Source organism: Solimonas sp. K1W22B-7 (assembly GCF_003428335.1).
In the GTDB taxonomy this organism is placed as follows: Bacteria; Pseudomonadota; Gammaproteobacteria; order Nevskiales; family Nevskiaceae; genus Solimonas_A.
The window spans coordinates 1,825,816-1,848,828 of the sequence record NZ_CP031704.1 but is presented as its reverse complement, the minus strand read 5'-3'; the positions used below and the strand labels follow the sequence as shown (position 1 = coordinate 1,848,828).

21 protein-coding genes are annotated in these 23,013 nt (G+C 67.3%); 6 read left to right on the top strand and 15 right to left on the bottom strand.

Translation table 11 applies throughout. The annotated features are described in order from the left end of the window. Positions 1-13 precede the first annotated feature (13 nt). Positions 14-628: an eCIS core domain-containing protein gene (locus tag D0B54_RS08550; protein WP_117290920.1), complete on the bottom strand. Its 615-nt coding sequence runs from the start codon at positions 626-628 to the stop codon at positions 14-16. A 135-nt stretch (positions 629-763) separates the two neighbouring features. On the opposite strand from D0B54_RS08550, the gene D0B54_RS08545 reads away from it, so the two are divergent. After that, positions 764-2,488 carry a CocE/NonD family hydrolase gene (locus D0B54_RS08545; protein ID WP_162932306.1) on the top strand — a complete coding sequence of 575 codons (1,725 nt, stop codon included), beginning with the start codon at positions 764-766 and terminating at the stop codon, positions 2,486-2,488. A 215-nt stretch (positions 2,489-2,703) separates the two neighbouring features. Continuing rightward, on the top strand, positions 2,704-3,513 hold the full coding sequence (locus D0B54_RS08540) for an SDR family NAD(P)-dependent oxidoreductase (RefSeq protein ID WP_117290918.1): 810 nt from the start codon (positions 2,704-2,706) through the stop codon (positions 3,511-3,513). Positions 3,514-3,701: 188 nt separating this feature from the next. Here D0B54_RS08540 and D0B54_RS08535 read toward each other — a convergent pair whose 3' ends face one another. Further along, positions 3,702-6,623 carry an Ig-like domain-containing protein gene (locus D0B54_RS08535; RefSeq protein ID WP_162932305.1) on the bottom strand — a complete coding sequence of 974 codons (2,922 nt, stop codon included), beginning with the start codon at positions 6,621-6,623 and terminating at the stop codon, positions 3,702-3,704. A 293-nt stretch (positions 6,624-6,916) separates the two neighbouring features. Continuing rightward, complete coding sequence (locus D0B54_RS08530; RefSeq protein ID WP_117290916.1) at positions 6,917-8,101, bottom strand: alpha/beta hydrolase family protein; 1,185 nt, start codon at positions 8,099-8,101, stop codon at positions 6,917-6,919. A 91-nt stretch (positions 8,102-8,192) separates the two neighbouring features. Between D0B54_RS08530 and yjgA the strand changes: the two genes are divergently transcribed. Further along, on the top strand, positions 8,193-8,744 hold the full coding sequence (gene yjgA, locus D0B54_RS08525) for a ribosome biogenesis factor YjgA (RefSeq protein ID WP_162932304.1): 552 nt from the start codon (positions 8,193-8,195) through the stop codon (positions 8,742-8,744). Positions 8,745-8,832: 88 nt separating this feature from the next. Here the strand turns inward: yjgA and D0B54_RS08520 are convergent, their stop codons facing one another. The 11 genes from D0B54_RS08520 to D0B54_RS08470 form a co-directional block, all read right to left on the bottom strand. Beyond that, complete coding sequence (locus D0B54_RS08520; protein WP_117290914.1) at positions 8,833-9,315, bottom strand: DUF2505 domain-containing protein; 483 nt, start codon at positions 9,313-9,315, stop codon at positions 8,833-8,835. Between the two features lie 73 nt (positions 9,316-9,388). Further along, on the bottom strand, positions 9,389-9,553 hold the full coding sequence (locus tag D0B54_RS08515) for a rubredoxin (RefSeq protein WP_117290913.1): 165 nt from the start codon (positions 9,551-9,553) through the stop codon (positions 9,389-9,391). Further along, a complete protein-coding gene (locus D0B54_RS08510) occupies positions 9,554-10,834 on the bottom strand; it encodes a cytochrome P450 (RefSeq protein ID WP_117290912.1) in 1,281 nt (426 codons plus the stop codon). A 20-nt stretch (positions 10,835-10,854) separates the two neighbouring features. Then, entirely contained in the window at positions 10,855-11,622 is a 768-nt protein-coding gene (locus D0B54_RS08505; RefSeq protein ID WP_117290911.1) for a TetR/AcrR family transcriptional regulator, read from the bottom strand. 205 nt (positions 11,623-11,827) lie between these two features. Then, positions 11,828-12,700 carry a hypothetical protein gene (locus D0B54_RS08500; protein WP_117290910.1) on the bottom strand — a complete coding sequence of 291 codons (873 nt, stop codon included), beginning with the start codon at positions 12,698-12,700 and terminating at the stop codon, positions 11,828-11,830. A gap of 10 nt (positions 12,701-12,710) precedes the next feature. Continuing rightward, positions 12,711-13,082, bottom strand: a complete 372-nt coding sequence (locus D0B54_RS08495) for a carboxymuconolactone decarboxylase family protein (RefSeq protein WP_117290909.1) — start codon at positions 13,080-13,082, stop codon at positions 12,711-12,713. 274 nt (positions 13,083-13,356) lie between these two features. Beyond that, positions 13,357-14,433, bottom strand: a complete 1,077-nt coding sequence (locus tag D0B54_RS08490; RefSeq protein WP_117290908.1) for an NAD(P)H-dependent amine dehydrogenase family protein — start codon at positions 14,431-14,433, stop codon at positions 13,357-13,359. Further along, a complete protein-coding gene (locus D0B54_RS08485) occupies positions 14,430-14,939 on the bottom strand; it encodes a hypothetical protein (RefSeq protein ID WP_117290907.1) in 510 nt (169 codons plus the stop codon). Before D0B54_RS08485 ends, D0B54_RS08490 begins: the two co-directional genes overlap by 4 nt. Further along, positions 14,936-16,018, bottom strand: a complete 1,083-nt coding sequence (locus D0B54_RS08480) for an NAD(P)H-dependent amine dehydrogenase family protein (RefSeq protein ID WP_117290906.1) — start codon at positions 16,016-16,018, stop codon at positions 14,936-14,938. Before D0B54_RS08480 ends, D0B54_RS08485 begins: the two co-directional genes overlap by 4 nt. After that, positions 16,011-16,964 (bottom strand): aromatic ring-hydroxylating oxygenase subunit alpha, encoded by a 954-nt coding sequence (locus D0B54_RS08475; RefSeq protein ID WP_117290905.1) that lies wholly within the window; start codon positions 16,962-16,964, stop codon positions 16,011-16,013. Before D0B54_RS08475 ends, D0B54_RS08480 begins: the two co-directional genes overlap by 8 nt. Beyond that, complete coding sequence (locus tag D0B54_RS08470) at positions 16,964-18,133, bottom strand: Rieske 2Fe-2S domain-containing protein (protein ID WP_117290904.1); 1,170 nt, start codon at positions 18,131-18,133, stop codon at positions 16,964-16,966. Before D0B54_RS08470 ends, D0B54_RS08475 begins: the two co-directional genes overlap by 1 nt. A gap of 182 nt (positions 18,134-18,315) precedes the next feature. On the opposite strand from D0B54_RS08470, the gene D0B54_RS08465 reads away from it, so the two are divergent. From D0B54_RS08465 to rsgA, 3 genes are all read left to right on the top strand, one after another. Beyond that, on the top strand, positions 18,316-18,678 hold the full coding sequence (locus D0B54_RS08465; protein ID WP_117290903.1) for a hypothetical protein: 363 nt from the start codon (positions 18,316-18,318) through the stop codon (positions 18,676-18,678). A 44-nt stretch (positions 18,679-18,722) separates the two neighbouring features. After that, on the top strand, positions 18,723-20,843 hold the full coding sequence (locus D0B54_RS08460; RefSeq protein ID WP_117290902.1) for a TonB-dependent receptor family protein: 2,121 nt from the start codon (positions 18,723-18,725) through the stop codon (positions 20,841-20,843). 67 nt (positions 20,844-20,910) lie between these two features. Continuing rightward, positions 20,911-21,909, top strand: coding sequence for a ribosome small subunit-dependent GTPase A (gene rsgA, locus D0B54_RS08455; protein ID WP_117290901.1), 999 nt, complete (start codon positions 20,911-20,913; stop codon positions 21,907-21,909). Positions 21,910-21,912: 3 nt separating this feature from the next. Here rsgA and D0B54_RS08450 read toward each other — a convergent pair whose 3' ends face one another. Then, a complete protein-coding gene (locus D0B54_RS08450) occupies positions 21,913-22,917 on the bottom strand; it encodes an IS30 family transposase (RefSeq protein WP_117290900.1) in 1,005 nt (334 codons plus the stop codon). Positions 22,918-23,013 lie beyond the last annotated feature (96 nt).

The window sequence follows — 23,013 nt, the reverse complement described above, 5'->3', positions numbered from 1 at the left end:
CTCGCCGATACGGTCACGATCCGTCGATCATGCCCGAAGAGTCCGCCGCACGACTGTGCGCCGGTCGGCGCGTGAGCCAGGCCAGGTAGCCGGCCGCGGCCTTGTCGGCCTCGGCCTCCACGGTGCGGAAATCTCGCACGTAGCGCGCCGCGAAATCGTCCACGCCCCAGCTGGCGAACTGGTGGACGTGCCAGAGCTCGTGCGCCCACAGCGCCGCATCGCCCCGGGCATCGGCCTCGCGCGCGAACACCACCACCTCGTTCAGCGTGATGGCGGCGCGGTCGCCGTACTGGATGACGTTGAGTTGCAGGGAAACCTCGGTGCCGCCACCGGCGCGCCAGCGCACGCGGTCCAGCAGTTCGTCACGGTAGTAGCCGCGCAGGCGCGCACGGATCGCCGGCGGGATCGGCTGGGTACCGGCGACGAGCGCTTCCTGCCGCGAGCGCAGGATGGCGTCGCGCAACAGGGGGGCGGCGTAGCCGGCCGCCTGCTCCTTCAGCGCTCCCAGGGCTTCAGGGTCCAGGTCTATCGTCAGCTCCGCGGCGGCGGCACCGCCCAGTATCAGCAGGGCCGCGAGCGCGCCGGCGAGTGAGGTTCTGCGCAGAAGTGTCGGCCTGGTCTGGTGCATGTCCGATAGACCCCGGCCCTGGCGCCGCGTTCACCGGCGCCAGGGCAAATGACTGGTGATTCAGGGGTTCCTAGAATGGCCCCAACCGGCCACAGACCGGCTTCAAGACATAAGCGCGACCCTGAGGAGAGACACATGAAGCAATTCGCAGCCGTCCTGCTGAGCCTGGGCTGCCTGGTCCTGTCCGCCTGCGGCAGCAGCGGCGGGAGCGATGGCGGCAACAACGGCTCCGGCAACCTCCCACCCCTGCCCGCCCCCGATGGCCAGGGCCAGGCCGGCCCTGCCGCCGGCAGCGAGCGCGCCGGACGCAGCTACGACGTCACGCTGACCGCGACTGACGGCGAGCGCATCGTCTTCACCGTGCACGAGCCGGCGCAGCTGGTTGGCGGCCAGAAGTATCCGGTGCTGCTGCACGGTTCCGGCTTCTCCATTCCGCGCATCACCGCGGCGATGCGCAACTTCGCCGCGCCGGCCGGCACTCCGCTGGTCAACATCCAGACCTCGAAGCAGTACACCGACGCCGGCTACGCCGTGGTGTCCTTCGACCAGCGCGGCTTCGGCACGTCCAGCGGCACGGTCACGATCATGGACCCCGACAAGGACGGCGCCAACCTGCTGCAGGTGGTCGACTGGATCGATGCCAACCTCGACTGGACCGCGCGCCGCGACGGCAACCTCGTGCTCGGCGCCTACGGCGGCTCCTACGGCGGTGGCTACCAGCTGATGCTCAACAACATCGACCCGCGCCACCGCCTCGACGCGATCGTGCCGCAGATCACCTGGTACGACCTGTCGTACAGCCTCGGCTCCGGTGACGTGCCCAAGTCCGGCTACGGCCTGGCGCTGACCGCGGCCGGTGAGGTGCTCAGCGGGCTGCAGATGGATCCCTCGGTGCTGGCGGTGCTGCAGCACGGCCTGACCGACAACCGCTACACGGAAGAGGACCAGGCGATGCTGCGTTACCACAGCAACCGCTACTTCTGCGAAGGCGTCTCCCAGGTCGGCAAGCGCGCCGCGGTGCATCCGCCCAGGGTCGATGCGCTGTTCTTCCAGGGCATGTACGACGCGTTGTTCAACCTCAACGAAGCCAAGGCCAACTACGAGTGCCTCAGCGAGTCCGGCGGCGACGTGCGCCTGCTCACCTACAACATCGGCCACGTGCTGCCCGGCGGCGTCGGCCTGATCTCGGGCGGCCTCTCCGGCCCCTCGGACTTTTCCCGCTGCGGCCCCTGGGAGGCCGGCGCGCTGAGCCTGCAGTGGTTCGACGCCAAGCTCAAGCGTGACCCGGCTGCGATCGCGGCATTGCGCGAGGTGCCGGAACACTGCATCACGCTCAGCTCCAACGCCGAGGGGGTGGTGGTGAACCGCATCAAGACCGGCGGCACCCAGGCCGATGTGCCGGCGACGCTGGTGCCCTTGCTGCTGCCGGTCTCGCTGACCCCGGTGACGCTGTACACCGCCACCGAGGACGGGACGGTCGTCGCCGGCATTCCCACCTCGACGCTGACGCTGGAAAACCCGCTGCCGATCCCGGGCCTGCCCGGTGGCCTGCCGCTGGGCGTTTCCACGGACGACGCCTTCGTGTTCGTGTCGCTGGCGCGCAGCCGCGCCGCCCTGCCCTCGCAGCTGGAGACCCTGGGCGACCAGGTGCGCCCGGTGCGAGGCTTCGGCACGCATACGATCGAACTGAACGGCATCGGTGTGAAGCTCAATGCCGGCGACCGTATCGACCTGCTGGTCACGGCCGCCAGCCTGCCGCAGTACCCGCTGATCATCGCGCGCAACCCGCTGCTGCCCGCGGTCCGGGTCTCCGGGACGGTGCAGTTGCCGGTGCTGGGGGCGGTGGAGACCGTCCACTGAAAAGGCCCTGCAGTCCGCAAATGCACGCGAATGAACGCAAATAGTCCAACCAATTCGCGTTAATTTGCGTTCATTCGCGGACTGCTGCTCTACCGTCGTGGTGTCTGATCTCCAAGGCTTCGCCACTGGCGAGGCCTTGCTGTTTCTACGGTCAATGCCGCGCTTCTTGAGCTGGCCGATACTCCGTCCATATCGACTTTCATGGAGGAGAGACCATGGACCTGTACGGCAAGACCATCGTGCTGACCGGGGCCTCCGGCGGCATCGGCGAGGAAGCGGCCAAACAGCTGGCCCGGGCGGGAGCGCAGCTTTGCCTGGTGGCCCGGCGTGAAGAGGAACTGCAGCGCGTGCGGCGCGAGATCGAGGCCGAGGGCGGCCGGGCCAGCATCCACGCCTGCGATCTCGCCGACCCGGCCGACCTGGAGCGTTGTGCCGACGCCATCCTGGCGCAGCATCCGCGCATCGACGTGCTGGTGAACAACGCCGCGCGGTCGATCCGCCGCCCGATCCGCGAGGCGCTGGACCGCGTGCACGACTACGAGCGCACGATGCAGATCAACTACTTCGGCGCGCTGCGCCTGACGCTGCGCCTGCTGCCGCGCTTCCTGGAACAGGGCAGCGGCCATGTGGTGAACATCTCCACCATGTCTTCGCAGGTGCCAATCCCGCTGTTCTCGGCCTACCTGGCCAGCAAGAGCGCGCTGGAATCCTTCTCGCGCTCGCTGAACGCCGAGCTGGCGCACAAGGGCGTCACCAGCACCATCGTGTATTTCCCGATGGTGCGCACGCCGATGTCCTCGAAGACCGCGATCTACAAGCACATGCCGATGATGGACACCGCCAAGGCCGCGGGGTGGATCGTGGAAGCGGCGGCCAAGCGCCCGGCCCGCGTCAGCAGCCCCATGGGCACGCTCGGCGGCCTGGCGATGGCTGCACTGCCCGGCGTGGTGACCCGCCTGAGCCAGCCGCTGTTCCGGCAGATGGACAAGCAACTGAAGCGCAAGCTGCAAGACGACCGGGACTAAAGCTACGGCGCCACGCTTGCCACAGGATTCGCAGGCTCAAGCTCCCTGCCGACTATTTTAGGGCAGCAGCGCTGGAACTCCTAACGGAGTTCCGTATTTCTGCAAGCCTGGGCCGAGTATCCATCCGCAGGAAACACACCCAAAAAAAGCGGCCGCTTTCGCGGCCGTTTTCATGGTCTGCTGCCGGTTTACGGCGCCGGTGCGTTGGCACGGCGGTTCACGGTTTCCGTGTCGTTGATCGAGCCGCGGGCAGCGGTGATCGTGACATCGTGCGCCAGGCCCGGCGAGCGACCCGGAGAGACGAGCCCCTGGCTACCGGCCGCATTGCTGACCGTCACCGTGTTGTCGCTGGCACTCCAGGTCACGTGGCGGGTGATGGCCAGCGTGCGGGTGTCGCTGAACGTGCCGGTGGCAACGAACTGGATCGGGGCCGTGTTGTTGAAGATCGACTGGCCGGCCGGGCTCACCACGATGGAGACCAGCGTCGCGTTGGTCACCTCCACCGGGATCGAGTCGGACTTGCCGCCCAGCGAGGCCCTGACCACCGTGCGGGTGTCGGTCACCGGGCTGACGACGCCGCGGTTGGTGGTGTCGTTGCCCACGGTCACCACGTCGCCGTTGTCCGAGCTCCAGGTCACCTGGGTGGTGACGTTGCGGACCACGCCGTCGGAGTAGCTGGCGCAGGCGATCAGGCCGGCCGTGAAGGCCTTGGGCAGGAACACCGTGTCGTCACCCGCCGGCGGCGGCGTTGCGCAGGTCTGCGAGTCCGGCTTGACGGTGATGGTGTCGACCGTGGCCAGGAGCACGCGCAGGCTGGCGGTGCCGGTGAGCGGGGTGGTGGTGCCGGCAATGGTGCCCTTGGTCGCGGTGATGACGATCGGGCCGCCGACGGCGTTGCTCGTGGCCTGGCCACGGGTCGCCGCCGCGTTGCTGATCGACGCGACGTTGCTGTCGGACGAGCTCCAGGTCACCTGGCTGGTCAGATCCATCGACGAATCGTCGCTGAAGATGCCGGTGGCGGTGTAGGCCTGGTCGATGCCCAGAGGCAGCACCACCGTGCCCGGGGTGACCGTGATCGACTCCAGCACCGCATCGCTGACGGTGACGTTGGTGAAGTCGTTGACGGAAGCACCGTTGACGGTGACGCCGGCAGTGATACGGGCCGTGCCAGCTGAACCGCCGCGCACCACGCCATCGCTGCCGGCGACGTTGCTGACCGTGGCAATGCTGGAGTTGGAGGAGATCCAGGTGACGATGTCGGTGACGTCCTTGACGCTGCCATCGCTGTACGTGCCGGTGGCCTGCAGGGCACGCGTGTAGGTCTTCGGCAGGATCGAGTCCTCTGGCGAGACCTCGATGCTCAGCAGGGTGGCGTTGCTCACCGTGAGGTTGGCGCTGCCGGTCACGCTGCCCAGCTTGGCGGAGATCGCCACCGGGGTTGCACTGATGCTCTGGGTCACTGCCAGGCCCTTGCTGTCGGCGGCGTTGCTGACCGTGGCCACGGTCTCGTCGGCCGAGCTCCAGGTGGCACGCTGGGTCACGTCGCGGGTCGGCGAGGCGTCGCTGAACGAGGCGGTCGCGGTGAACTGCTGGGTGTTGCCCAGGCCCACGACCGGGTTGGCCGGCGTCACGGAGATGGCGGCCAGGTCGGCATTGCTCACGGTGAGCACGGTGACCGGGCTGGTCATGCTGCCGAGCTTGGCCGTGATGTTGGTGGTGCCGGGGCTGTTCTCGCTGCTGGTGGCCAGACCCTTGGTGGCGGCCGCGTTGCTGATGCTGGCATTGGCCGGCACGGTCGAGGTCCACAGCACCTGCGAGGTCAGGTCGCGAGTGGTGCTGTCGCTGAAGATGCCGGTGGCGGTGAACTGCTGGGTGAAGCCGCCCTTGGGCAGGCTGACGGCCGGGCCCGGCTCCACCTGGATGGAGGACAGGGTGGCGTCGATGACCGTGATGGCAGCGGTGCCGGTGCGCAGCAGGCCGTCACGCGCGGTGATCGTCGCACTGCCGTTCGCAACCGGCGTCACCAGGCCGGTGGTCGACACCGTGGCAATCGCCTCGTTGGAGGAGCTCCAGTTCGCGGTGGCGGTGATGTCGGTCGTGGTGCCATCGGTCAGCACGCTGGTGGCGGTGAGCTGCTGGGTCAGGCCGCGCGGTACGTTGGCCGCGGCGGGATCGACCTGGATTTCCTTGAAGGTGGCGGCGGTGACGACCATCTCCACCGGCGTCGGCGTGAAGCCGCTCACGGTGGCTTCGATGCGCGCCTTGCCGATTTCCCTGGCGGTGGCCAGGCCGACGTTGCTGATCGTGGCCACGGTGGTGGCCGGCGTGGTGACCGGCGTGGTCGTGGTCGCGGTCCAGGTTGCCAGGCTGCTGACGTCGGAGGTGCTGCCGTCGCTCAGGGTGGCGGTGGCGGTGTACTTCTGGGTGCCGCCGCGGCCCACGTTGGCGGTGGCCGGGGTGAGCGCCACGCTGCTGATCGTGGCGTTGGTCACGGTCACGGTCACGGTGGACTGCACGCCATTGGCGCTGACCTGGATCTGGGCGGTGCCAACGTTGACGCCGGTCACGCGGCCCTTGTTGGCGCCGAGGTTGCCCACGACGGCGATGGTCGGGTTGAGCGAGCTCCAGCTGGCGGTGGCGGTGATGGTGGACGTGGTGTCGTCACGGTTCACCGAGGTGGCGGTGAGGTTGGTCACCAGGCCCTTGGCCACGCTGGGCGTGGCCGGCGTGATCTGGATTTCCTTGTAGCCGGGGACCACGGTCAGGGCGGTGGAGCCGGTCACGCCGTCGAACACGGCGCGGATCGTGGTGTTGCCCGTCGCCGCGGGGGTCACCAGGCCGGAGGCGCTGATGCTGGCCACGGCCGGCGAGGTCGAGGACCAGGCGACCTGGCTGGTCAGGTTCCGGGTGCTGCCGTTGGACATGTTGCCCGTGGCAACGTACGCCTGGGTGGAGCCCAGGCCGAGCGTAGCGTTCGCGGGAGTCACGGAGATGGTGACCACCTTGACCTCTCCGCCACCGCCACCGCCGCCGCAGGCCGTGACCAAGGCCAGCAGCATGCTCATGATGAAAGCCCGAAGGCCGAAACCGGTCGCGGCACGCTTGTCCATCAGATAACTCCCCGAATCCTGTTGCGCGGCGGCTGCCGCCGGTTCACGGCACTGCGGAATGCGTTGCATCCCCCGGCCCGCCAACCCTACCCCGTTGATATCCGGGCCTCCTGCGAGGCCTCGTACTTGCTGGTTCCCGCCCCCGCGACGTGCCGAAGCCACCCCTGGTGGCGGCAATTGGCGAAGTTGGAATGCTGCCGGAAGAGTAGTACAGCGCGAGGAGGAATATCAACGGTCACTCAAGGGTTTGCGCGAATTGGACGATGGTATTTCTCGCCCCGTCGGGGTTCCCGCTACGGCAGTGCTCCGTTTCCGCGCATGACGACCGAATCAGGTCCGATACGGACCTCGCTGTCCCACAGGTACGAAAGATGTGGATGCGGGGTACGCAGGATATCCAGGGCGACCCGGTCCCCTCTCAGGTGGTAATCCATCCATGCCAGGGAGTAGCGCCCGGCCAGCTCCAGGCCCCAGGACGAGGTCGGCAGCAGGGCGTAATTGGTGTGCTGGGCATGGGAGGAGGCTTCGGCGACGATGAAGGCACGGTCGCCCTGCAGCTTCTCGTAGACCGGCCGCACCACCGCCGGGTTGACGAAGGGGATCGGCGCCACCGGGCCGTCGTGGTCGCCGGTCTGGATCATCACCGGCACCGGGTTGGCGTCGAAGGGGGCTGACCCCTCGCTGATCGGGGCAGCGGCCACGGCAGCACGGATACGCGGCTCCACCGCCTGCAGGGCCAGGCTGGCGATTGCCCCCATGCTGTGGCCGACCACGCCGATGCGCTGGCGGTCCAGCGTCCCGGCGACCGGCGAGGCTCCCAGCAGGTAGTCCAGCGCGTCCTGGGCGTCGTGGACGTTGTCGCCAGGGTCGCCTACGGCCTCGTCCTCCGAATGCCCCTGCCCGCTGAAATCGAAGGCAAACACCAGGTAGCCGGCGTCGGCGAAGACCTGGTGCCACCAGCGGTACATCGCCAGGTTGGTGTTGACCCCCTCGAGCACCAGGATCACCGGGAAAGGCCCCGCCGCGGGCGGCACCAGCCCCCGGCGCGGCAGCACGATCTCCCCATACAAGGTGGTGCCATGGCGATTCTTGAAATGCACCGGCACCTGCGCCACGGCATGGTTGTAGGCCGGGTGGCCATACCAGTGGTAGACCTGGGCCAGGCGCGAGCCGTCCTGCAACTGGGCCAGCGTGGCGCGCACGGTGAAGGCGACCAGGGCCGGGTCGGTCAGGTCACGGATGGTGACGCCGGCGGCGACCGGGTCGAACAGGGTGGTGGCCACGGCGGGCGGCAGCAGGGCCGGCAGCAGGTCCAGTTGACCCAGGACGGCCTCGATCGGGGCCGGGGCCGGTGGCGGGTCTTCGCCCGGGCCGGACGCCGGCCAGGCCTTGGGCGCGTTCAGGCCGCCGCCAGGGGTCTGGCTACTGCCGCAGGCGGCCAGCAGGCCGGCCAGCAAAAGCGCGGTGATCCGCGTCATGGTCTCTCCTCTCCTCGGTAGATACAGCCTTTCACAAGGCGGCGCGGCCTGCACCCGGCTAAAATGGCCTATTGCCACCCTGTCCCTGCCCATGCGCCGACGTAAAGATCCTGATTTCAACCCCGACGAATTCTTCGCCGGCCCCAGCAAGTCGCAGCTCAAGCGCGACATGCTCGAGCTGCAGGAGATGGGCACGGCGCTGGACCAGCTGCCGCAGGACCGGCTCGACGCCATCGAAATGAGCGACTCGCTGCGCGAGGCCATGGCCGAACTCAAGCGCCTGAAGAACGGCGAGGCGCGCCGGCGCCACATGCAGTACATCGGCAAGCTGCTGCGCGACGAGGACCCGGAGCGCTTCCGCCGTGCGCTGACCGAGTACAAGCAGGGCCAGAACCGCGCGATCCAGCTGCTGCAGGAGATGGAGCGCTGGCGCCAGCGCCTGCTGGCCGACGAAAAGGGCATCGTGGCCTGGGCCGAGGTCTACCCGGCCGCCGATACCCCGGCCTTCCGCAAGCTGGTGGAACGCGCGCGCCACGAGATGGCGGACGACGAGGAACATGGACGCGGCGGCAGCAAGGGTCCGTGCTACCGCGAGCTGTTCCAGGCGGTGCGGGATGCGTTGCAGGCGCCGAAAGGTGGCTGACCTCGTGGGAGCGGCTTTAGCCGCGATCCTTTCGCAGAACCATCAAAAAGATCGCGGCTAAAGCCGCTCCCACAAAAGCATTCGAGCCTCAGCGGTAATTGGAGAGCTGGTCGATGCCCGCCTGGGTTTCCTGCTCGGCGCGGCCGTTCATGTCGGCCACCACGAACTTCTCCAGCGTGCCGCCGACCAGCGGCAGGCTCGACTCGATCAGCCAGTCGTACTGCACCACGGCACCCTCGCCCTCGTCGCGAACCGATGCGGTGCAGGAGATCGCCACCGGGATGCCGCGCGTCTCCACCTGCACCTTGCCGGTGCGGCTCTTTGTGTTCCAGCGCTCTTCGTGCGCCACCGAGCTTTCGCCGGCGCCCTTCTTCATGCCGGGCAGCGAGATCGGCACCTTGCGCTCGATGCGGATGAAGAACTCGTCGCCCTGCACCCCCTGCTCCAGCACCTCATACTTGCCGGCCATGCCCAGCGCGTCCAGCTTGCGCGTGTGGAAGGCCGGGTCGGCGAACATCTTCATGACGACTTCGGCCGGGGCCGGGTAACGCGAGGTCGATGCGTGTTTCATGTTTGTTCCGCTCCTAAAAAGAAGGGACGGCGTCCCGTAAGGCGCCGTCCCCAAGGGCTGACTGTTGTCGGTTTCAGCCGACGTATATTTCAAACGCCGATTTCGGCGAACCGCATTCCGGGCAAATCCAGTCTTCCGGCAGATCCTCGAAGCGGATGCCCGCGGCGACGCCGGCGTCGGGGATACCCACCGCCGGGTCGTAGATGTAGCCGCAGATGACGCAAATCCACTGTTCCATTTACGCGGCTTTCCTGGCCGCTTCGACGTTGGTCTTCACCAGGAGCTTGTTGATGCGCCGGGCGTTGTGGTGGTTGTAGTCGTAGTCGACGTCGCCATTGCCGTTGACCAGCTCGGCGCTGGGGAAGCGCTTCATCAGCTCCTGGATCATCAGGCCACCCTGCACCCGCACCAGGTAGGTACCGATGCAGAAATGCGCGCCGGCGCCGAACACCATGTTGCCGTCGAGGCGGCGCTGGATGTCGAGCTTGCGCGCGTCCGGCCACTTGGCTTCGTCGACCCAGGCGGCGGTCAGGTTGAGCAGCACCGACTGGCCCTTCTTGAACTGCTGGCCGCGCCACTCGATGTCCTCGGAGACGAAGCGGAACTGCGGCGTCTTGCCGAAGGCGCCGTAGCGCAGCAGCTCGATGATCGCGTTCTCCATCAGCTCCGGCTTCTGGGCCAGCAGCTTGTACTGCTCGGGGTTCGACAGCAGGCCCTGGATGGCATAGGTATGCAGGTCGGTGGCGGTATCGGAGCCGGCGACGATCACGGCCTGGATCACCGAGACGATCTGGTAGTCGTTGAGCGAATCGCCGCCGTCGGAGGCCGCCACCAGCTGGCCGACGAAATCCTCGCCGGGGTGCGGCAGCGCGCGGCGTTCCTTGATGATGTCGAGGAAATACTGGAAGCCCGGCAGGGTGTCCTGCATCGCCTTCTCGCGTTCCTTCAGCGGCAGGTTGATGCGGGTGGCCTTGACCACGTTGACCGCGAAATCGTGGAAGAAGCTCTCCATGTTGGTCGGCACGCCGACCATGCGCGCGATGGAACGCACCGGCAGCTTCTCGGCGATCATCGAGAAAGCGTCGAACTGGTCGGGCGTGCCGATCTCGTCGAAGCAGGTCACGATCAGGTCGCGGATCTTGGCGTCGATCTTGGCCATCACCGGCTTGGAGAAGGCCGGCATGGTCAGCTTGCGCAGGCGCAGGTGCTCCCTGGGCTCCACCGCGAACAGGCCGGCGTCGATGGCGCGCTCGAAGTGGTTCTGCTGCTCCACCGGCTTGGGCAGCGGCGCGAACTCCCAGTGCTTGTAGTTGGTGGAGAAGCGATTGTCCTTGAGCATGTCCATCAGCGCGTCATGGCTGCTGACGACCCACATGCTGAGGTCCTTGTGCCAGGCCACCGGGTACTCCTTGACCAGCTTGTCCCAGGTCGCCCAGGGCGAGCGGATGAAGTCGCGCGAATACGGATTGAAAATCTTGCCGTCGATCTCGATGCGGGCTGGCGTGGTGCTGGCGGTCATGGGTGAAAACTCCTCGGTGGTCAGCCGGCTGGGCGGCTCTTGCGCTTGATGGACACGGCTCTGTCGGCCGCTGGTTTCGGAGAAAGTTCTGCAGGCAGCGTCTCGCCGCGCGAAGCGGCAACGCCGGCCAGCAGGTTGCGGATGGTGAACTGCCACTGCGCGATGCCGGGCTCGATGAACTGCGGATAGGCACGGCGCACCAGCGGCAGTTCGTCGTCGTCGCGCGCGCCGAGCACCCGCCGGGTTTCCAGTTTCCAGGACTCGCCGGAGGCCTCGGAGGCGCGATGGCCGGCCATGCCGGTGGCGGTGCCCACGACGAGGGTGCCGATGGCGTGGAACAGCCGCACGCCGTCGTCGATGCTAAAGCCGTGGCGCGTGATCACGCCGAGGAACTTCTCCAGCAGGTCGACCTCGGCATGCGGGCCCAGGCGCCCGCGCTGCAGTTCCGTGATCAGCTGCGGCTCGGCCAGGAAAGACTGCAGCAGCGTCTCGGCATACTGCAGGGCAACCTCGGACCAGTGCGCGGACTCCGTGGCCGGCGCCTGGCGGCGCAGCATCAGTTCGAAGCTGGCCAGGCGCAGCAGTTCGTCGCGCGTGCCGACGTGGCGGTAGAGCGTCGCCAGGCCCACGCCCAGGTGATCGGCGATCTGCTTGAGCGAGAAGTTGTCCAGGCCCAGTTCCAGCGCCGCGGCGACGATCTGCGGCACGGTGACGCTGGGCGGCCGGCCGACGCGCGGCGCCGCCCCTGCCCTGTCCCTGCCCGTCTTGCCTGCCGCGCTACTGCTCATCTGCTGGTCCGGATCGATACTGAGAATACTTTTGCGAATATATTCTCGAAATTAGGTGAAAACAAGAGCCGAGGTCTCCCTCAGCTCCATCGTCATACCGCGAAAGCCGGTATCCAGTCCTGCAATGGCTACTCCCGTCCGGGACTGGATGCCGGCTTTCGCCGGCATGACGGGAGTGATGTATGTATCTGGATTAAAACGTCTTTTACACGATCGGCCCGTAGACCCAGGCGAACAGGTCGAGCAGGAACAGGATCACCATGCTCACCGCCGAGGCCTCCATGGCGCAGCGGTACAGCGACCAGCGTTCGCCGGCGGCGTCCTCGTCCATGCGGTAGACATTGGGGAAGCTGACCAGGAAGTAGAGCATGTAGCAGACCGAGCCGATGCTGAGCATGCGCGCCATGTCGACGTACCAGACGTGCTGCTTGATCGCGTCGTTGACGTAGAAGAAGGTCTCGGCCCAGGCGAAGAAAAAAGCCGTGACCGCCACCGTCAGCGCCCACAGCAGCTTGCGCAGCAGCGGCGAGGCCTTGGGCGTGAGCGTGCGCACGCGTCGCATGATCACCACCGAGGCGCTGTGGTAGACGATGAAGAAGGCGATGGCATTGAGGTACATGCTCGGCGGGATCTTCTGGAAGGTCGCGCGCGCGGTGGCTTCGGCGGGGCCCAGCAGGGCCGAGTCGAAATAGAGCGTGACCTCCGGGAAGCGGTAGCGGATACCCAGCACCGAGAAGAAGTACTCGGTGTGGAAATACGTGCACCAGAACACGTAGGTGGCCATGTAGACGTTGAACTTGAGCCAGTAGCTCTCGGCCGCCGGCACGCCACTGCTGCGGCGCAGCCACCAGGGCAGCAGCAGGCAGTACGGCACCCACATCAGGACGTTCTGCGCGATGTTCCAGAAATCGCCGGTGTCGAGCCAGCCCATCTGCTGGATCACGGTGTTGAAGACGATGAACACCGGCAGGAACAGCAGGAAGAATTTCTCGCCCCAGGCCTTGTCGGGATTCTGCGAGAACCAGTAGCCGGGGATGCCGCGGCTGGCGGCGCTGGAGGTGCTGCTGAGGGTGTTCATCACGGAGTCCTTACTTCTGCGGCGCTTCGGCCTTGACGCTGTTGCAGACCGTGAACAGCTGCGAGCCCTTGGGGTAGCCGACGTACTGCGTCAGGAATACGGCCACCGCGTCGAGCTGCGCCGGGGTCAGCTCGCCGCGCAACAGGGCGGAACGCAACTGGATGGTGAGCGTCGTGGGATCGCCCTGCGCGGCGATGGCGCCGATCAGCAGCAGGCGGCGGTCGCGGATGGACAGCGTCTCGTCGGCCCACAGCGTGCCGAACAGGGTCTCCAGCATGTAGTCGAGGAACGGGCTCTGGCCCTCTTCCGCCGGCAGCGGCACCTTGCCGCAGTAGACCTCGTTGAATACCTCGACACCCTTCTTGCGGTCGTAGCGACTCATGGTTTTCTCCTAGGGCTTGTTGGCACTACCGGGATCGCTGTGACGGAGACCGTTTTGGCGCAGGGCTATGTCCCGAGACGTGCGGTGTACTAGACGTACATAAGCGGCTCGGGACGACGCCATGCGCCAAAACGGGCCCGCCCCTTGGGGTGCCCCCGGATTTTCGGCCATGCCATGTTGCTCCTCAGTCATTGGAACCCCAACTCCTTGCGTTGCGCCTTGCCTGGCCGAAAATTCGGGGGCATCGCAGCGATTGCGGTAGTGTCAACAAGCCCTAGTTCCAGTTCGGGCGGCCGGCCATCAGGGGCAGGTCCAGGAAGGTGCGGATGCCGGGCGCCGCCGTGCAAACATAAGGGATGGCGTTGATAGCGTGCTGGGCGGTGCAGATCATCGCCGGCTCGGTATGGGATTCGCGGTGATCGGCGCGCTCGAAGCTCGACGACTGCTCGAAGGTGCAGCGCAGAGAGGGATCGCCTTCGATGGTCACGCTCCACTGCGTGTCGTTGCTGGCGTCGTCCGGCCCCGGCCAGCCGGGACCGAGGTCGTAGGCCGCGACCCAGGTCAGCTCGATCAGGATCAGCGGCTGGCCGGCGACGATGCCGGAGAAGCGCACCTTCATGCCGCCGATGGTTCCCGGCGGGATCGGGCCGGAGGCGATCTTCGCGCCGCCCGGCGTGATGCCGTAGTCCACGGTCTGTTCGATGCGCTGCAATGCCACGCCCAGGCCATCGGCCACCATGGCGATGGACTGGTGGAAGAATTGCATCGCCAGGTCGAAGTTCGGGTGCTTGTTCGCCAGCACTTCGTCCACCGGCCGGCCAAATCCCAGCAGGCCATGGTTCACTTCCGGCGAGTCGTAGGTGCGGTAGTCGGCGAACTCCTGCACGAAGATGCGCTCGATGCGGCGGTTGAGCACCGACAGGGTCAGCGGCAGCACCTCGCCGGAGAAGCCGGGATTGATGCCGGTGCCGTGCACCGAGGTTCCGCCGATGCGGCAGGAGGCTTCCAGGCGGTCCACCAGTTCCTGGCCGAAGAACTTCGGGTACAGCAGGCCGGCCGTGGTCACCACGTTCTTGCCGGATTCCAGGATGCGGCAGACCAGGTCCACGTCGTTCCACAGCGCCATGTAGGCGACGCAGTCGGCGTCCAGCTTGAGGATCGCCTCGACATCGTCGGTGGCCGACACGCCCAGTGGCGCGATGCCCGCCAGCTCGCCGGCGTCGCGGCCGACCTTCGCTTTGTCATGCACCAGCAGGCCGACCAGCTCCAGCTGCGGATGCGCGGCGATGCCGCGGATCGCCTGCCGGCCGGCGCCGCCGGTGGCGTACTGGATCACGCGCAGCTTCTTCATGCGCGAGCCTCCGCGACCTTTGCACCCTGGTGCAGGCGCACGGCATAGAGCAGGGGCACCAGCCCCCAGGGCAGGTTGTAGAGGATCACCGGCAGCAGCGCCGTGCCCCAGGTATCGGCCTCCAGCACTTCCCAGCTCAGGTACAGCACCATGGCGTAGACCAGCGCGCCGCAGACCACCAGGCCGACACTGCGGTACAGCGGCGTGTCGACGCGCCCGGTCCACAGCGCCCAGACCGACCAGACGTAGAACGGGCTCAGCAGCACGGTATCGAAGGCGATCATCAGCGCCATCCAGCGCGGCATGTCGAAGTACACCGGGTCGTAGGCGGCATAGCCCTTCCAGATCGCCGCGACGGTCGCGTTGCTGCAACTGTCGTGCTTCAGACCGTCCCAGCCGCAATACAGGTAGAACAGCGGCTCGTGAACGAAGGCCACGAGCACGAACAGCGCGAAGCAGATGAGGAAGAAGACATCCCACTTCGGATAGGGCGAGTGGCGCATCATGCGGCCAGCCTCCCGCGCGGCAGCGGCAGATCGGCGCTGGTCAGCAGGCCCGGCCCAGCGGCACTGACCGGAGCAAGGCTGTTGACCGCCGCCATGGCCGTGGCCAGGCCCGAGGGGTTGTAGTCGGGCACCGTCTCCAGCGCACGGCCGAGGAAGCTGTAGCGCGGCTGGAAAGTGCAGCGCAGCGACGGCGAACCCTCCAGGGTGACGCGCCATTGCGTGTCGTTGTCGGTGTCGCCGCTGGCCGGCCAGCCTGCGCCGAGATCGAAGGCGGTGATCCAGTAGGTTTCCTGAACGATGCGGACCTGGCCGCCCACCGATCCGGTCCAGCGCCAGCGCTGGCCGGCGATGCCGCCCGCCGGGATGTGGCCGGCGGCGATGTCGTAAGCCCGCGCTGCGAAGGCGTACTCGCGCGTGTCCTCGATGCGGTCGAGCTGCACACCCAGGCCTTGTGCCAGCGCCGCCAGCGACTGCGTGAAGAACTCGCGCATCACCGCCAGGTCCGGCAGCTTGCCGGCCTCGATGTCTTCCGCGCTGCGGCCAAAGCCCATGATGCTGAGGATGTGCGGCGCGGGGTACTTCGAACAGTCCGCGTACTCCAGGATGTGGATGTGGCGGATTTCGCGGGTCAGCGCCGACATCGTCAGCGGCAGTATCTCGTCGACCCAGCCCGGGTTGATGCCGGTGACGTAGAAGGAACTGCCACCCTCGCGACAGGCCTGCTGCAGCCGCGCTTCGGTCTCGCGCGAATGCCAGCCGGGGAGCATCAGGCCGGCCGTCGTCACGACGCTTTTGCCCGAGGCAAGCAGCGCACAGATCTGGTCGACGTCGGGAATCAGGAGCATGTAGCAGACGACATCGGCCGGCGTACGCAGGAGGGTGTCGAAGTCGCGCGTGGCGAGTACACCGCAGGGTGCGCCACTGCCGGCGACGGTCGCCGCATCCGCGCCTTCATGCTTCTCGCCATGGATCAGCAGGCCGGCGAGCTGCAGGCCGTCACGCGAGAGGATCGCGCGCAGCGCCTGCAGGCCGGCGACGCCGGTGCCGCAATGGATCACGCGCAGCGGGCGGTCAGACATAGAACTGCCGGTACCAGCGCCGGAACTGGCCGATGGGTCCGTCGCCCGCGACCACGGCGGGATTTTCCCAATAAGCCTTGGTTTCCCAGATGCGGATGTCCTTGCGCCATTCCGCGTACACCGCATCGATCAGGCTGCGCATCAGCTGCGGCGACATGCCGCGGCGCGCGTAGTAAAGCTGGTGCAGGTAGACCGTGCCGGGGTCCACCGGCGTGAAGCAGCTGATCATCAGCCAGTCGCGCTCGCCGCTGTAGTGCGTGTAGGTGTAGCCGGGACCGACCGCCAGCGAATCGACCTCAACGGTGCCGGCCTCGCCGTAGCCGGTGTCCACGCCCTCGGTGTCGTAGCCCACGCGGTAGCTGTGGCCTTCCGGCGTGAACTTCAGCTTGACGCCGTCCCAGCCGTGGATGGCGATGAAGTGGGCGAAGTCGGCGCCGTTCTCGGAGATGTCCTGCGGGTGGCCGCGGAACAAATGCTCGCGCGTGGCGACGAAGCCGTAGCTCGGATCGCTCAGCGCCGGATGCGGCGGAATCTCCCAGGAGGGTGGCGCACCGGCGGCGTGGTGCCAGACGAAGATGAAGCCGTTGATCTCGCGCACGAGCCAGGTGCTCAGGCCCGCTTTCGGCACGACCTTGGAGTACGGCACCTGCGTACAGGCGCCGTCCTGCCCGAAGTGCCAGTGATGGTAGGGACAGCGCAGGCAGTCATCGACAACACTGCCGCCGCCAAGGTGCGCGCCCAGGTGCGGACAGTAGGCGTCGGCGACGCTCAGCGCGCCGCTGTTGCCGCGGAACAGTACCAGGTCGCGACCCAGGATATGGCGCGAGACCACCTGGCCCTGCCCCACGTCCTGCGAGTAGCCGATGCCGAGCCAGCCGTTGGGGATCGCCGGCCGCGGATCGGGCGTGGAAGGCCCTCGCCGCTCCGGCAGCCTTACGGCAGACATCAGTCTGCGCTCTGAGCGGCGAGAACCCCCTGGGTGTTGTCACGCAGGTCGTGCACGGTCCACTTCAGATTGCTGTTGCGGAACATGCTGTTGTCGACCTGCGCGCGGTCGGTATAGAACTGGCTGTACCAACGGCGCAGCTTGGCGATGGGACCGTCGTTGGCGCAGAGCGTCGGCTCGGGGCGGAACAGCTTGCGCTCCCAGATGTAGACGTCTTCCATGAAGGCCTGGTACGAGGCCTCGCAGTAGCCCTGCGCGGCGGCCTCCAGGTGCTCCGGCGGGAACTCCGCGGAGTTGGCCTTCACGATCACGCCGAACCAGTACTCGATGGTGCTTTCGTCGATCGGGCACCAGGCGGTGAGGATGGCCGAGTCGAACTGCTTGGAGTCCTGCGCCTGCCAAGTGTACTGGTAGGCCGGTCCGAAGGTCAGCGAGCGCACGTAGAGCTTGTCGTCCTGCGCGTCGGCGGCCAGGCGCGTGTGCTTGCCCCACATCAACTCGCCGGTCATGTGACCGTCCCAGACCGGCAGCCAGGTGTCGACGTCGTAGCCGTGGATCGGCAGCAGATGGCCCTTGTCCACGGTGTTCTCGATCACTTCGCGCGGATGCGTCCGGATGGTGATCTTGAAACGGCGCCAGCCCTGGGTCCAGCCCTTGGCGTTGTAGTCCTCCAGCGGCAGGATGTCGTAGTCCGGCTCGCCGCCCTCCGGGTCGAACCAGATCAGCACGGTGTCGTTGATCTCCAGCGTCTTGAAGACGCGGGTCCTGGCCTTGCCGGGGATCTTGTCGCAGTACGGAATCTTCACGCACTTGCCGGTGTCGCCATGGTACTGCCACTTGTGGAACGGGCACTGCAACTCGTTGCCGAAGACCTTGCCGGCCGACAGGTCGGCGCCCAGGTGCGGGCAGAAAGCGTCGAGGCAGCGGATCTTGCCGTCCTCGCCACGGAAGAAGGCCAGGCGCATGCCGAAGTAGTCGCGCGGTACCGGCTCGCCCTGCGGGAATTCATCGCTCCAGCCGACCATGTGCCAGCCGCGCGCGTAGCGCGGCGAGCCGTCGGCATGGCGGGGAATCGTCATCATGTTGCGCTGCGCCGTGGCGGCGGAACTGCGCTTGAGCGTCTCCGCCTGCGCGTTGAGATCGCCACCCTTCCTGTTGTCTGTGCTCATCTTGCTGTCCTCGCTATGCCGCCAGGCGCGGCCCTCTCCCCGGATTCATTGTCGGACAAAAACATTTCCTCAACAATGTTTTTCAAGCATGGCGCGGTCCCCGGCCCGGTTCATCCCCCGACTGCGGTAGAAATGGCCGCCACGAGGCTTAAGATGGGTCCCCCGCCCGGCCGGAGCCCCCCATGACCGTCTCCTCGCGTTCGCTGGCCCTGGTTCTCTGTTTCTCCTGCCTGCCCGCCCTGGCCGCACCACCCGCGAACTGCGATGAAGTGGTGAAACAGGGTCGTTCCGGCGGCTTCATCAGCTTCGAGTCCGAGGCCCACGCGCGGGAGCTGCTGGGCACCGAGGCCCGGCGCTACTGCGGCCAGCTTGGCGAGCCCTCGCTGACCGAGGTCCGCTGCGGCCACGATGCGCCGCGCAAGCAGTCGGTGGTATCCGCCGAAGGCGGCACGCCGCTGGTGCTGGAGCGTCGCGAACGCTGGTACTGCTCCGGCGAGATCGTCTGCAGCAAGCCGGTACCCAACTGCAAGCCCGTTACCCCCTGATTTCGGGTGAGCAATCCGGTGGTGCCGGCAGGCTAATATCCGGCATGCTCAAACTTCCCTCGTGTTCCCTGCTCGCTCTCGGCCTGCTGCCGCTCACCCTGTCCGCTGCCCGCGCCGCAGAGGCGCCGGTGGAACTGCCGCCGGTGGTCGTCAGCGGCGTGCCCACTCCCCGTCCCGAGGTGGAGGCGCCCGCCGCGATCGGCCGCGTCGACGCCGAGGACCTGTCCTGGACCCAGCCGCAGATCGGCCTGTCGGAGAGCCTGGCGCGGGTGCCCGGCATCAACGTGCGCAACCGCCAGAACTATGCGCAGGACCTGCAGATCCAGAGCCGCGGCTTCGGCGCGCGCTCCACGTTCGGCGTGCGTGGCCTGCAGCTGCGGCTCGACGGCATTCCGCTGACGGCGCCCGACGGCCAGGGTCAGCCCTCGAGCATGTCGATCTCCTCGCTGGACCACGTCGAAGTGCTGCGCGGGCCGCTGGCCTATCCCTACGGCAATGCTTCCGGCGGCGTGATCGCCGCCTTCTCGGCGCCGCCACCCGCGGTAACCACCTACGAGGCCCGCACCGTCATGGGCAGCGACGATACCTGGCGCGCCTCGGCCTCGGCCGCCGGCCAGGCGCTGGATGGGCGCCTCGGCTACCGCGTGGAGGGCCTGCGCTTCAAGACCGACGGCTACCGCGACCACAGTGCCGCGCAGCGCGACCAGGTGGCGGCCACCGCCAGCTGGCAGGTCGACGCCGGCAAGCGCATCAGCCTGCTGTTCAACAGCCTGTCGCAGCCGGAGGCGCAGGATCCGCTGGGCCTGAACCGCGCCCAGTTCGACGCCGACCCGCGCCAGGCCGATCCCGCCGCGACGATGTTCAACACGCGCAAGAGCCTCAACGACCGCGTCGGCGGCCTGCGTTACGAGCAGCAGTTCGCCGGCGGCGACAGCCTGGAGCTGGCGACGTATGCCAATGCGCGCCGTGTGCTGCAGTTCCAGTCGATTCCGGTGGGGGCGCAGGCGCCGGCCACGCATTCCGGCGGCGTGATCGACCTGGAGCGCGAAGGCTATGGCGCCGACGGGCGCTACACCATGAAGCTGCCGCGCGGCAGTCTCAGCGCCGGCCTGCAGCTGCAGGCCCTGAACGAGAACCGCAAGGGCTACGAGAATTTCGTCGGCGGCACGCTGGGCGTGCGCGGTGCGTTGCGCCGCGACGAGGACAACCAGGTCGACAGCTTCGACCAGTTCCTCAGCGGCGAGTGGCTGCTGTCGCAGCGCTGGAGCCTGCTCGGTGCCGTGCGGCACAGCGAGGTGGAGTTCGACTCCGAGGATCACTATGTCGTCGGCGCGAACAGCGACGACAGCGGCGACCACCGCTACAGCGCCACCACGCCGGCGCTGGCACTGCGCTACCAGTGGTGTTCGGCCAGCAGTTTCTACGGCAGCTGGGGCCGCGGCTTCGAAACGCCGACCGTCAACGAAGCGTCCTACCGGTCCGATGGCTCTGCCGGCTTCAACTTCGGCCTGAACGCCGCGCGCAGCGAAACCTTCGAGATCGGCTGGAAGCGTGCCCTGCCCCGTTCCGGTCTGTTCACGCTGGCGCTGTTCGACACCCGCAGCGACGACGACATCGTGCCCGCGCGCAGCAGCGGCGGCCGTGCCAGTTTCCAGAACGCCGACACGCAACGCCGCGGTGCCGAAGCGAGCCTGGCGCTGAAGATCGCCGGCGACTGGTCGCTGCAGCTGGCGGCGGACTACCTCGACGCCGAGTTCGACGAAACCTTCAGCTACCTCACCGGCACAGCCGCCAACCCGATCGTGAATACCGTGAGCAAGGGCAACGAGGTGCCCGGCATTGCCCGCCACAACGCCTTCCTGGAGCTGGCCTGGCGCCGTGCCCTGCCCGGCTGGTCGGCGGCGCTGGACGTCCGCCACTCGGCCGCAGTGCCGGTCAACGACCTCAACAGCGACGAGGCCGAGTCCTACCGCGTGGTCAACGCACGCCTGGCCTGGCTGCGTCCCTTCGGCCGCGGCTCGCTGGGGACCTTCGTGCGCGTCGACAACCTGTTCGACAAGACCTACGCCGGCTCGGTGATCGTCAACGACACCAACCTGCGCTTCTTCGAGCCGGCACCGGACCGCAGCTGGTTCGCGGGCGTGGAGCTGAATTTCCAGCCGTAGGGCGCCGGCGCAACGGGGAAGTCCCGGGCCGGCTAAAATCCGTCCTCACCTTCCCCCGCGACACTCCATGACCGGCAATCCCCTCCGCGACGAACTGGCAAGGCTGGGCTGGAACGCCGGGCTGGCGGCGGCGCTGGAGCAGCTGCCGCCGGTCCCCGGCCGGCCGGTGCGGATCATCGAGCAGCATCGCAGCGAGTACCGTGTCCATGACGGCGAGCGCGAGTTCAGCGCACGCAACCATCCCGCGCTGCACCAGGAGCTGACCAAGGCCGGCGACGGCGTGGCGGTGGGCGACTGGGCGCGCTACCAGGACGAGGGTGACTGGCTGACGCAACTCGTGCCGCGGCGCAGCCTGCTGGAACGTACGCGCGAGGACGGACGCCGCCAGCGGCTGGTGGCCAACGTCGATACTGCGCTGCTGGTCATGGGCCTGGACGGCGACTACAGCCCCGAGCGCCTGCTGCGCTACCGGCTGATGGCCGTGGCCAGCAGTGTCACCCCCGTGCTGGTGCTGACCAAGCTCGATCGCGCGCAGGACGCCGAGGCGCAGCGCCGCGAAATCGCCGGCCTGGCGCCGGACACCGCGGTGGTCACCATGGATGCCCGCAGCCCGCAGGCGCCGGAGCTGCTCGCTCCCTGGCTCACGGCGGGACAGACGCTGGCATTGTTCGGCTCCTCCGGCGTCGGCAAGTCTACGTTGATGAACAGCCTGCTCGGCACGGAGACGCAGCGCACCGGCGCGACCCAGGCCCATCAGGACGATCTCGGCCGGCATACCACCACCGCCCGCTTCCTGCGGCGGCTGCCGGGCGGCGCCTGCCTGATCGACACGCCGGGGCTGCGCGAGCTGAAGCTGTCGGAGGAACAGGCGCGGGTCGAGGACGATTTTTCGGACGTACTGCAGTTGGCGGCGCATTGCCGCTTCAGCGACTGCAGGCACCAGCGCGAACCGGGCTGCGCGGTGGTACGCGAGCTGTCGCCGCAGCGCATCGCGGCCTGGCGCGAGAGCCTGGCGCCGAAGAAGCCGGAAAGGAAGCCGGGGAAGTTCGGGCGCGGGAAGCCGTAATTGTCATGCCGGCGGAAGCCGGCAGGTGGATTCACATTTGAAATGCAACACTTTGGCGAAGACCTCGGCTGGGGTTTTGAAGCCGAGGCACTTGCGTGGCGTGTGATTGTAGATCTGAGCGATCTGCAGGAGTTGGTCTGGGGAGAGGTCTTCGACATTGGTTCCCCGGGGCAGCCAGCGACGCAAGCGCCCGTTGGCATTCTCGACGCCGCCCTTTTGCCAGGGGGAATGCGGATCGCAGAAATAGGTCCGCAAACCCAGGGGCTGATGCAGGGTGTGATGCAAGGCGAATTCGGTGCCGTTGTCGAAGGTGATACTGCGGCGCAGGGCTGGGGGCAGCGGGGCTAGCAGGGCCTTGAGCGTCTGAGCGACCGGTGCGGCAGCCTTGCTGGGCTGGCGCACGATCGCGGTCAGGCGGGACGTCCGCTCATGCAGGGTCAGGACGGCCTGGCCATAGCGCGCAAAGAGCATCAGGTCGGCCTCCCAGTGTCCTGCCTGGCGCCGGTCAGCTGCGGCCTTGGGGCGTTTTTCGATCGAAACCCGCTGCTGGATGTGCTCTGCCGGGCTGCCGCCCTTGCGGCCGCGGAACCCGCGCTTGCTCTTGGCTCGGGGCAGATAGAGACGCCAGGCATAGTCGTTGGTCCGGGCGATCTGGGCGGCAATGAAGCGATAGATGCTCTCGTAGCTGATCTGCAGGCCCTGCTGGGCCAGCCGCCGCGATACCTGCTCCGGGGACCAGCCACGGCGCAACCCCTCCAGAACCTGCTCCTGCAGCTCGGCACAGCGCAGTAGCCGGCTACCTTGCCAGCGGCGCGCCCGCGCCTGCTCACCGGCATAGACACTCTGGTAACCCTTGGCACCGGTGTTGCGCTTCAGCTCCCGAGAAACGCTCGATGGCGCGCGATCCAAAGCTGCCGCAATTTGCCGGATCGACTCCCCGGCCTGGCGCCGGCGGGCAATTTCACACCGTTCCTCGATTCCAAATTGCTCAAAGCTCTTGCGTCCCATTGCAGCACCCTCGTAATAGGGTGTTGCATTTGGTTTGTGAACTCACGGCATCCAGTCCTCGACGTGAGTAGCCCCTGCATGACTGGATACCGGCTT

Bases quoted from the DNA above. Each gene is read 5' to 3' on its own strand.
- rsgA (WP_117290901.1), top strand. From the start codon at position 20,911: ATGACCGGCAATCCCCTCCGCGACGAACTGGCAAGGCTGGGCTGGAAC.
- D0B54_RS08450 (WP_117290900.1), bottom strand. From the start codon at position 22,917: ATGGGACGCAAGAGCTTTGAGCAATTTGGAATCGAGGAACGGTGTGAA.
- D0B54_RS08500 (WP_117290910.1), bottom strand. From the start codon at position 12,700: ATGAACACCCTCAGCAGCACCTCCAGCGCCGCCAGCCGCGGCATCCCC.
- yjgA (WP_162932304.1), top strand. From the start codon at position 8,193: ATGCGCCGACGTAAAGATCCTGATTTCAACCCCGACGAATTCTTCGCC.
- D0B54_RS08470 (WP_117290904.1), bottom strand. From the start codon at position 18,133: ATGAGCACAGACAACAGGAAGGGTGGCGATCTCAACGCGCAGGCGGAG.
- D0B54_RS08545 (WP_162932306.1), top strand. From the start codon at position 764: ATGAAGCAATTCGCAGCCGTCCTGCTGAGCCTGGGCTGCCTGGTCCTG.
- D0B54_RS08475 (WP_117290905.1), bottom strand. From the start codon at position 16,964: ATGTCTGCCGTAAGGCTGCCGGAGCGGCGAGGGCCTTCCACGCCCGAT.
- D0B54_RS08540 (WP_117290918.1), top strand. From the start codon at position 2,704: ATGGACCTGTACGGCAAGACCATCGTGCTGACCGGGGCCTCCGGCGGC.
- D0B54_RS08505 (WP_117290911.1), bottom strand. From the start codon at position 11,622: ATGAGCAGTAGCGCGGCAGGCAAGACGGGCAGGGACAGGGCAGGGGCG.
- D0B54_RS08495 (WP_117290909.1), bottom strand. From the start codon at position 13,082: ATGAGTCGCTACGACCGCAAGAAGGGTGTCGAGGTATTCAACGAGGTC.
- D0B54_RS08490 (WP_117290908.1), bottom strand. From the start codon at position 14,433: ATGAAGAAGCTGCGCGTGATCCAGTACGCCACCGGCGGCGCCGGCCGG.
- D0B54_RS08520 (WP_117290914.1), bottom strand. From the start codon at position 9,315: ATGAAACACGCATCGACCTCGCGTTACCCGGCCCCGGCCGAAGTCGTC.
- D0B54_RS08510 (WP_117290912.1), bottom strand. From the start codon at position 10,834: ATGACCGCCAGCACCACGCCAGCCCGCATCGAGATCGACGGCAAGATT.
- D0B54_RS08480 (WP_117290906.1), bottom strand. From the start codon at position 16,018: ATGTCTGACCGCCCGCTGCGCGTGATCCATTGCGGCACCGGCGTCGCC.
- D0B54_RS08460 (WP_117290902.1), top strand. From the start codon at position 18,723: ATGCTCAAACTTCCCTCGTGTTCCCTGCTCGCTCTCGGCCTGCTGCCG.
- D0B54_RS08485 (WP_117290907.1), bottom strand. From the start codon at position 14,939: ATGATGCGCCACTCGCCCTATCCGAAGTGGGATGTCTTCTTCCTCATC.
- D0B54_RS08530 (WP_117290916.1), bottom strand. From the start codon at position 8,101: ATGACGCGGATCACCGCGCTTTTGCTGGCCGGCCTGCTGGCCGCCTGC.
- D0B54_RS08550 (WP_117290920.1), bottom strand. From the start codon at position 628: ATGCACCAGACCAGGCCGACACTTCTGCGCAGAACCTCACTCGCCGGC.
- D0B54_RS08465 (WP_117290903.1), top strand. From the start codon at position 18,316: ATGACCGTCTCCTCGCGTTCGCTGGCCCTGGTTCTCTGTTTCTCCTGC.
- D0B54_RS08515 (WP_117290913.1), bottom strand. From the start codon at position 9,553: ATGGAACAGTGGATTTGCGTCATCTGCGGCTACATCTACGACCCGGCG.
- D0B54_RS08535 (WP_162932305.1), bottom strand. From the start codon at position 6,623: ATGGACAAGCGTGCCGCGACCGGTTTCGGCCTTCGGGCTTTCATCATG.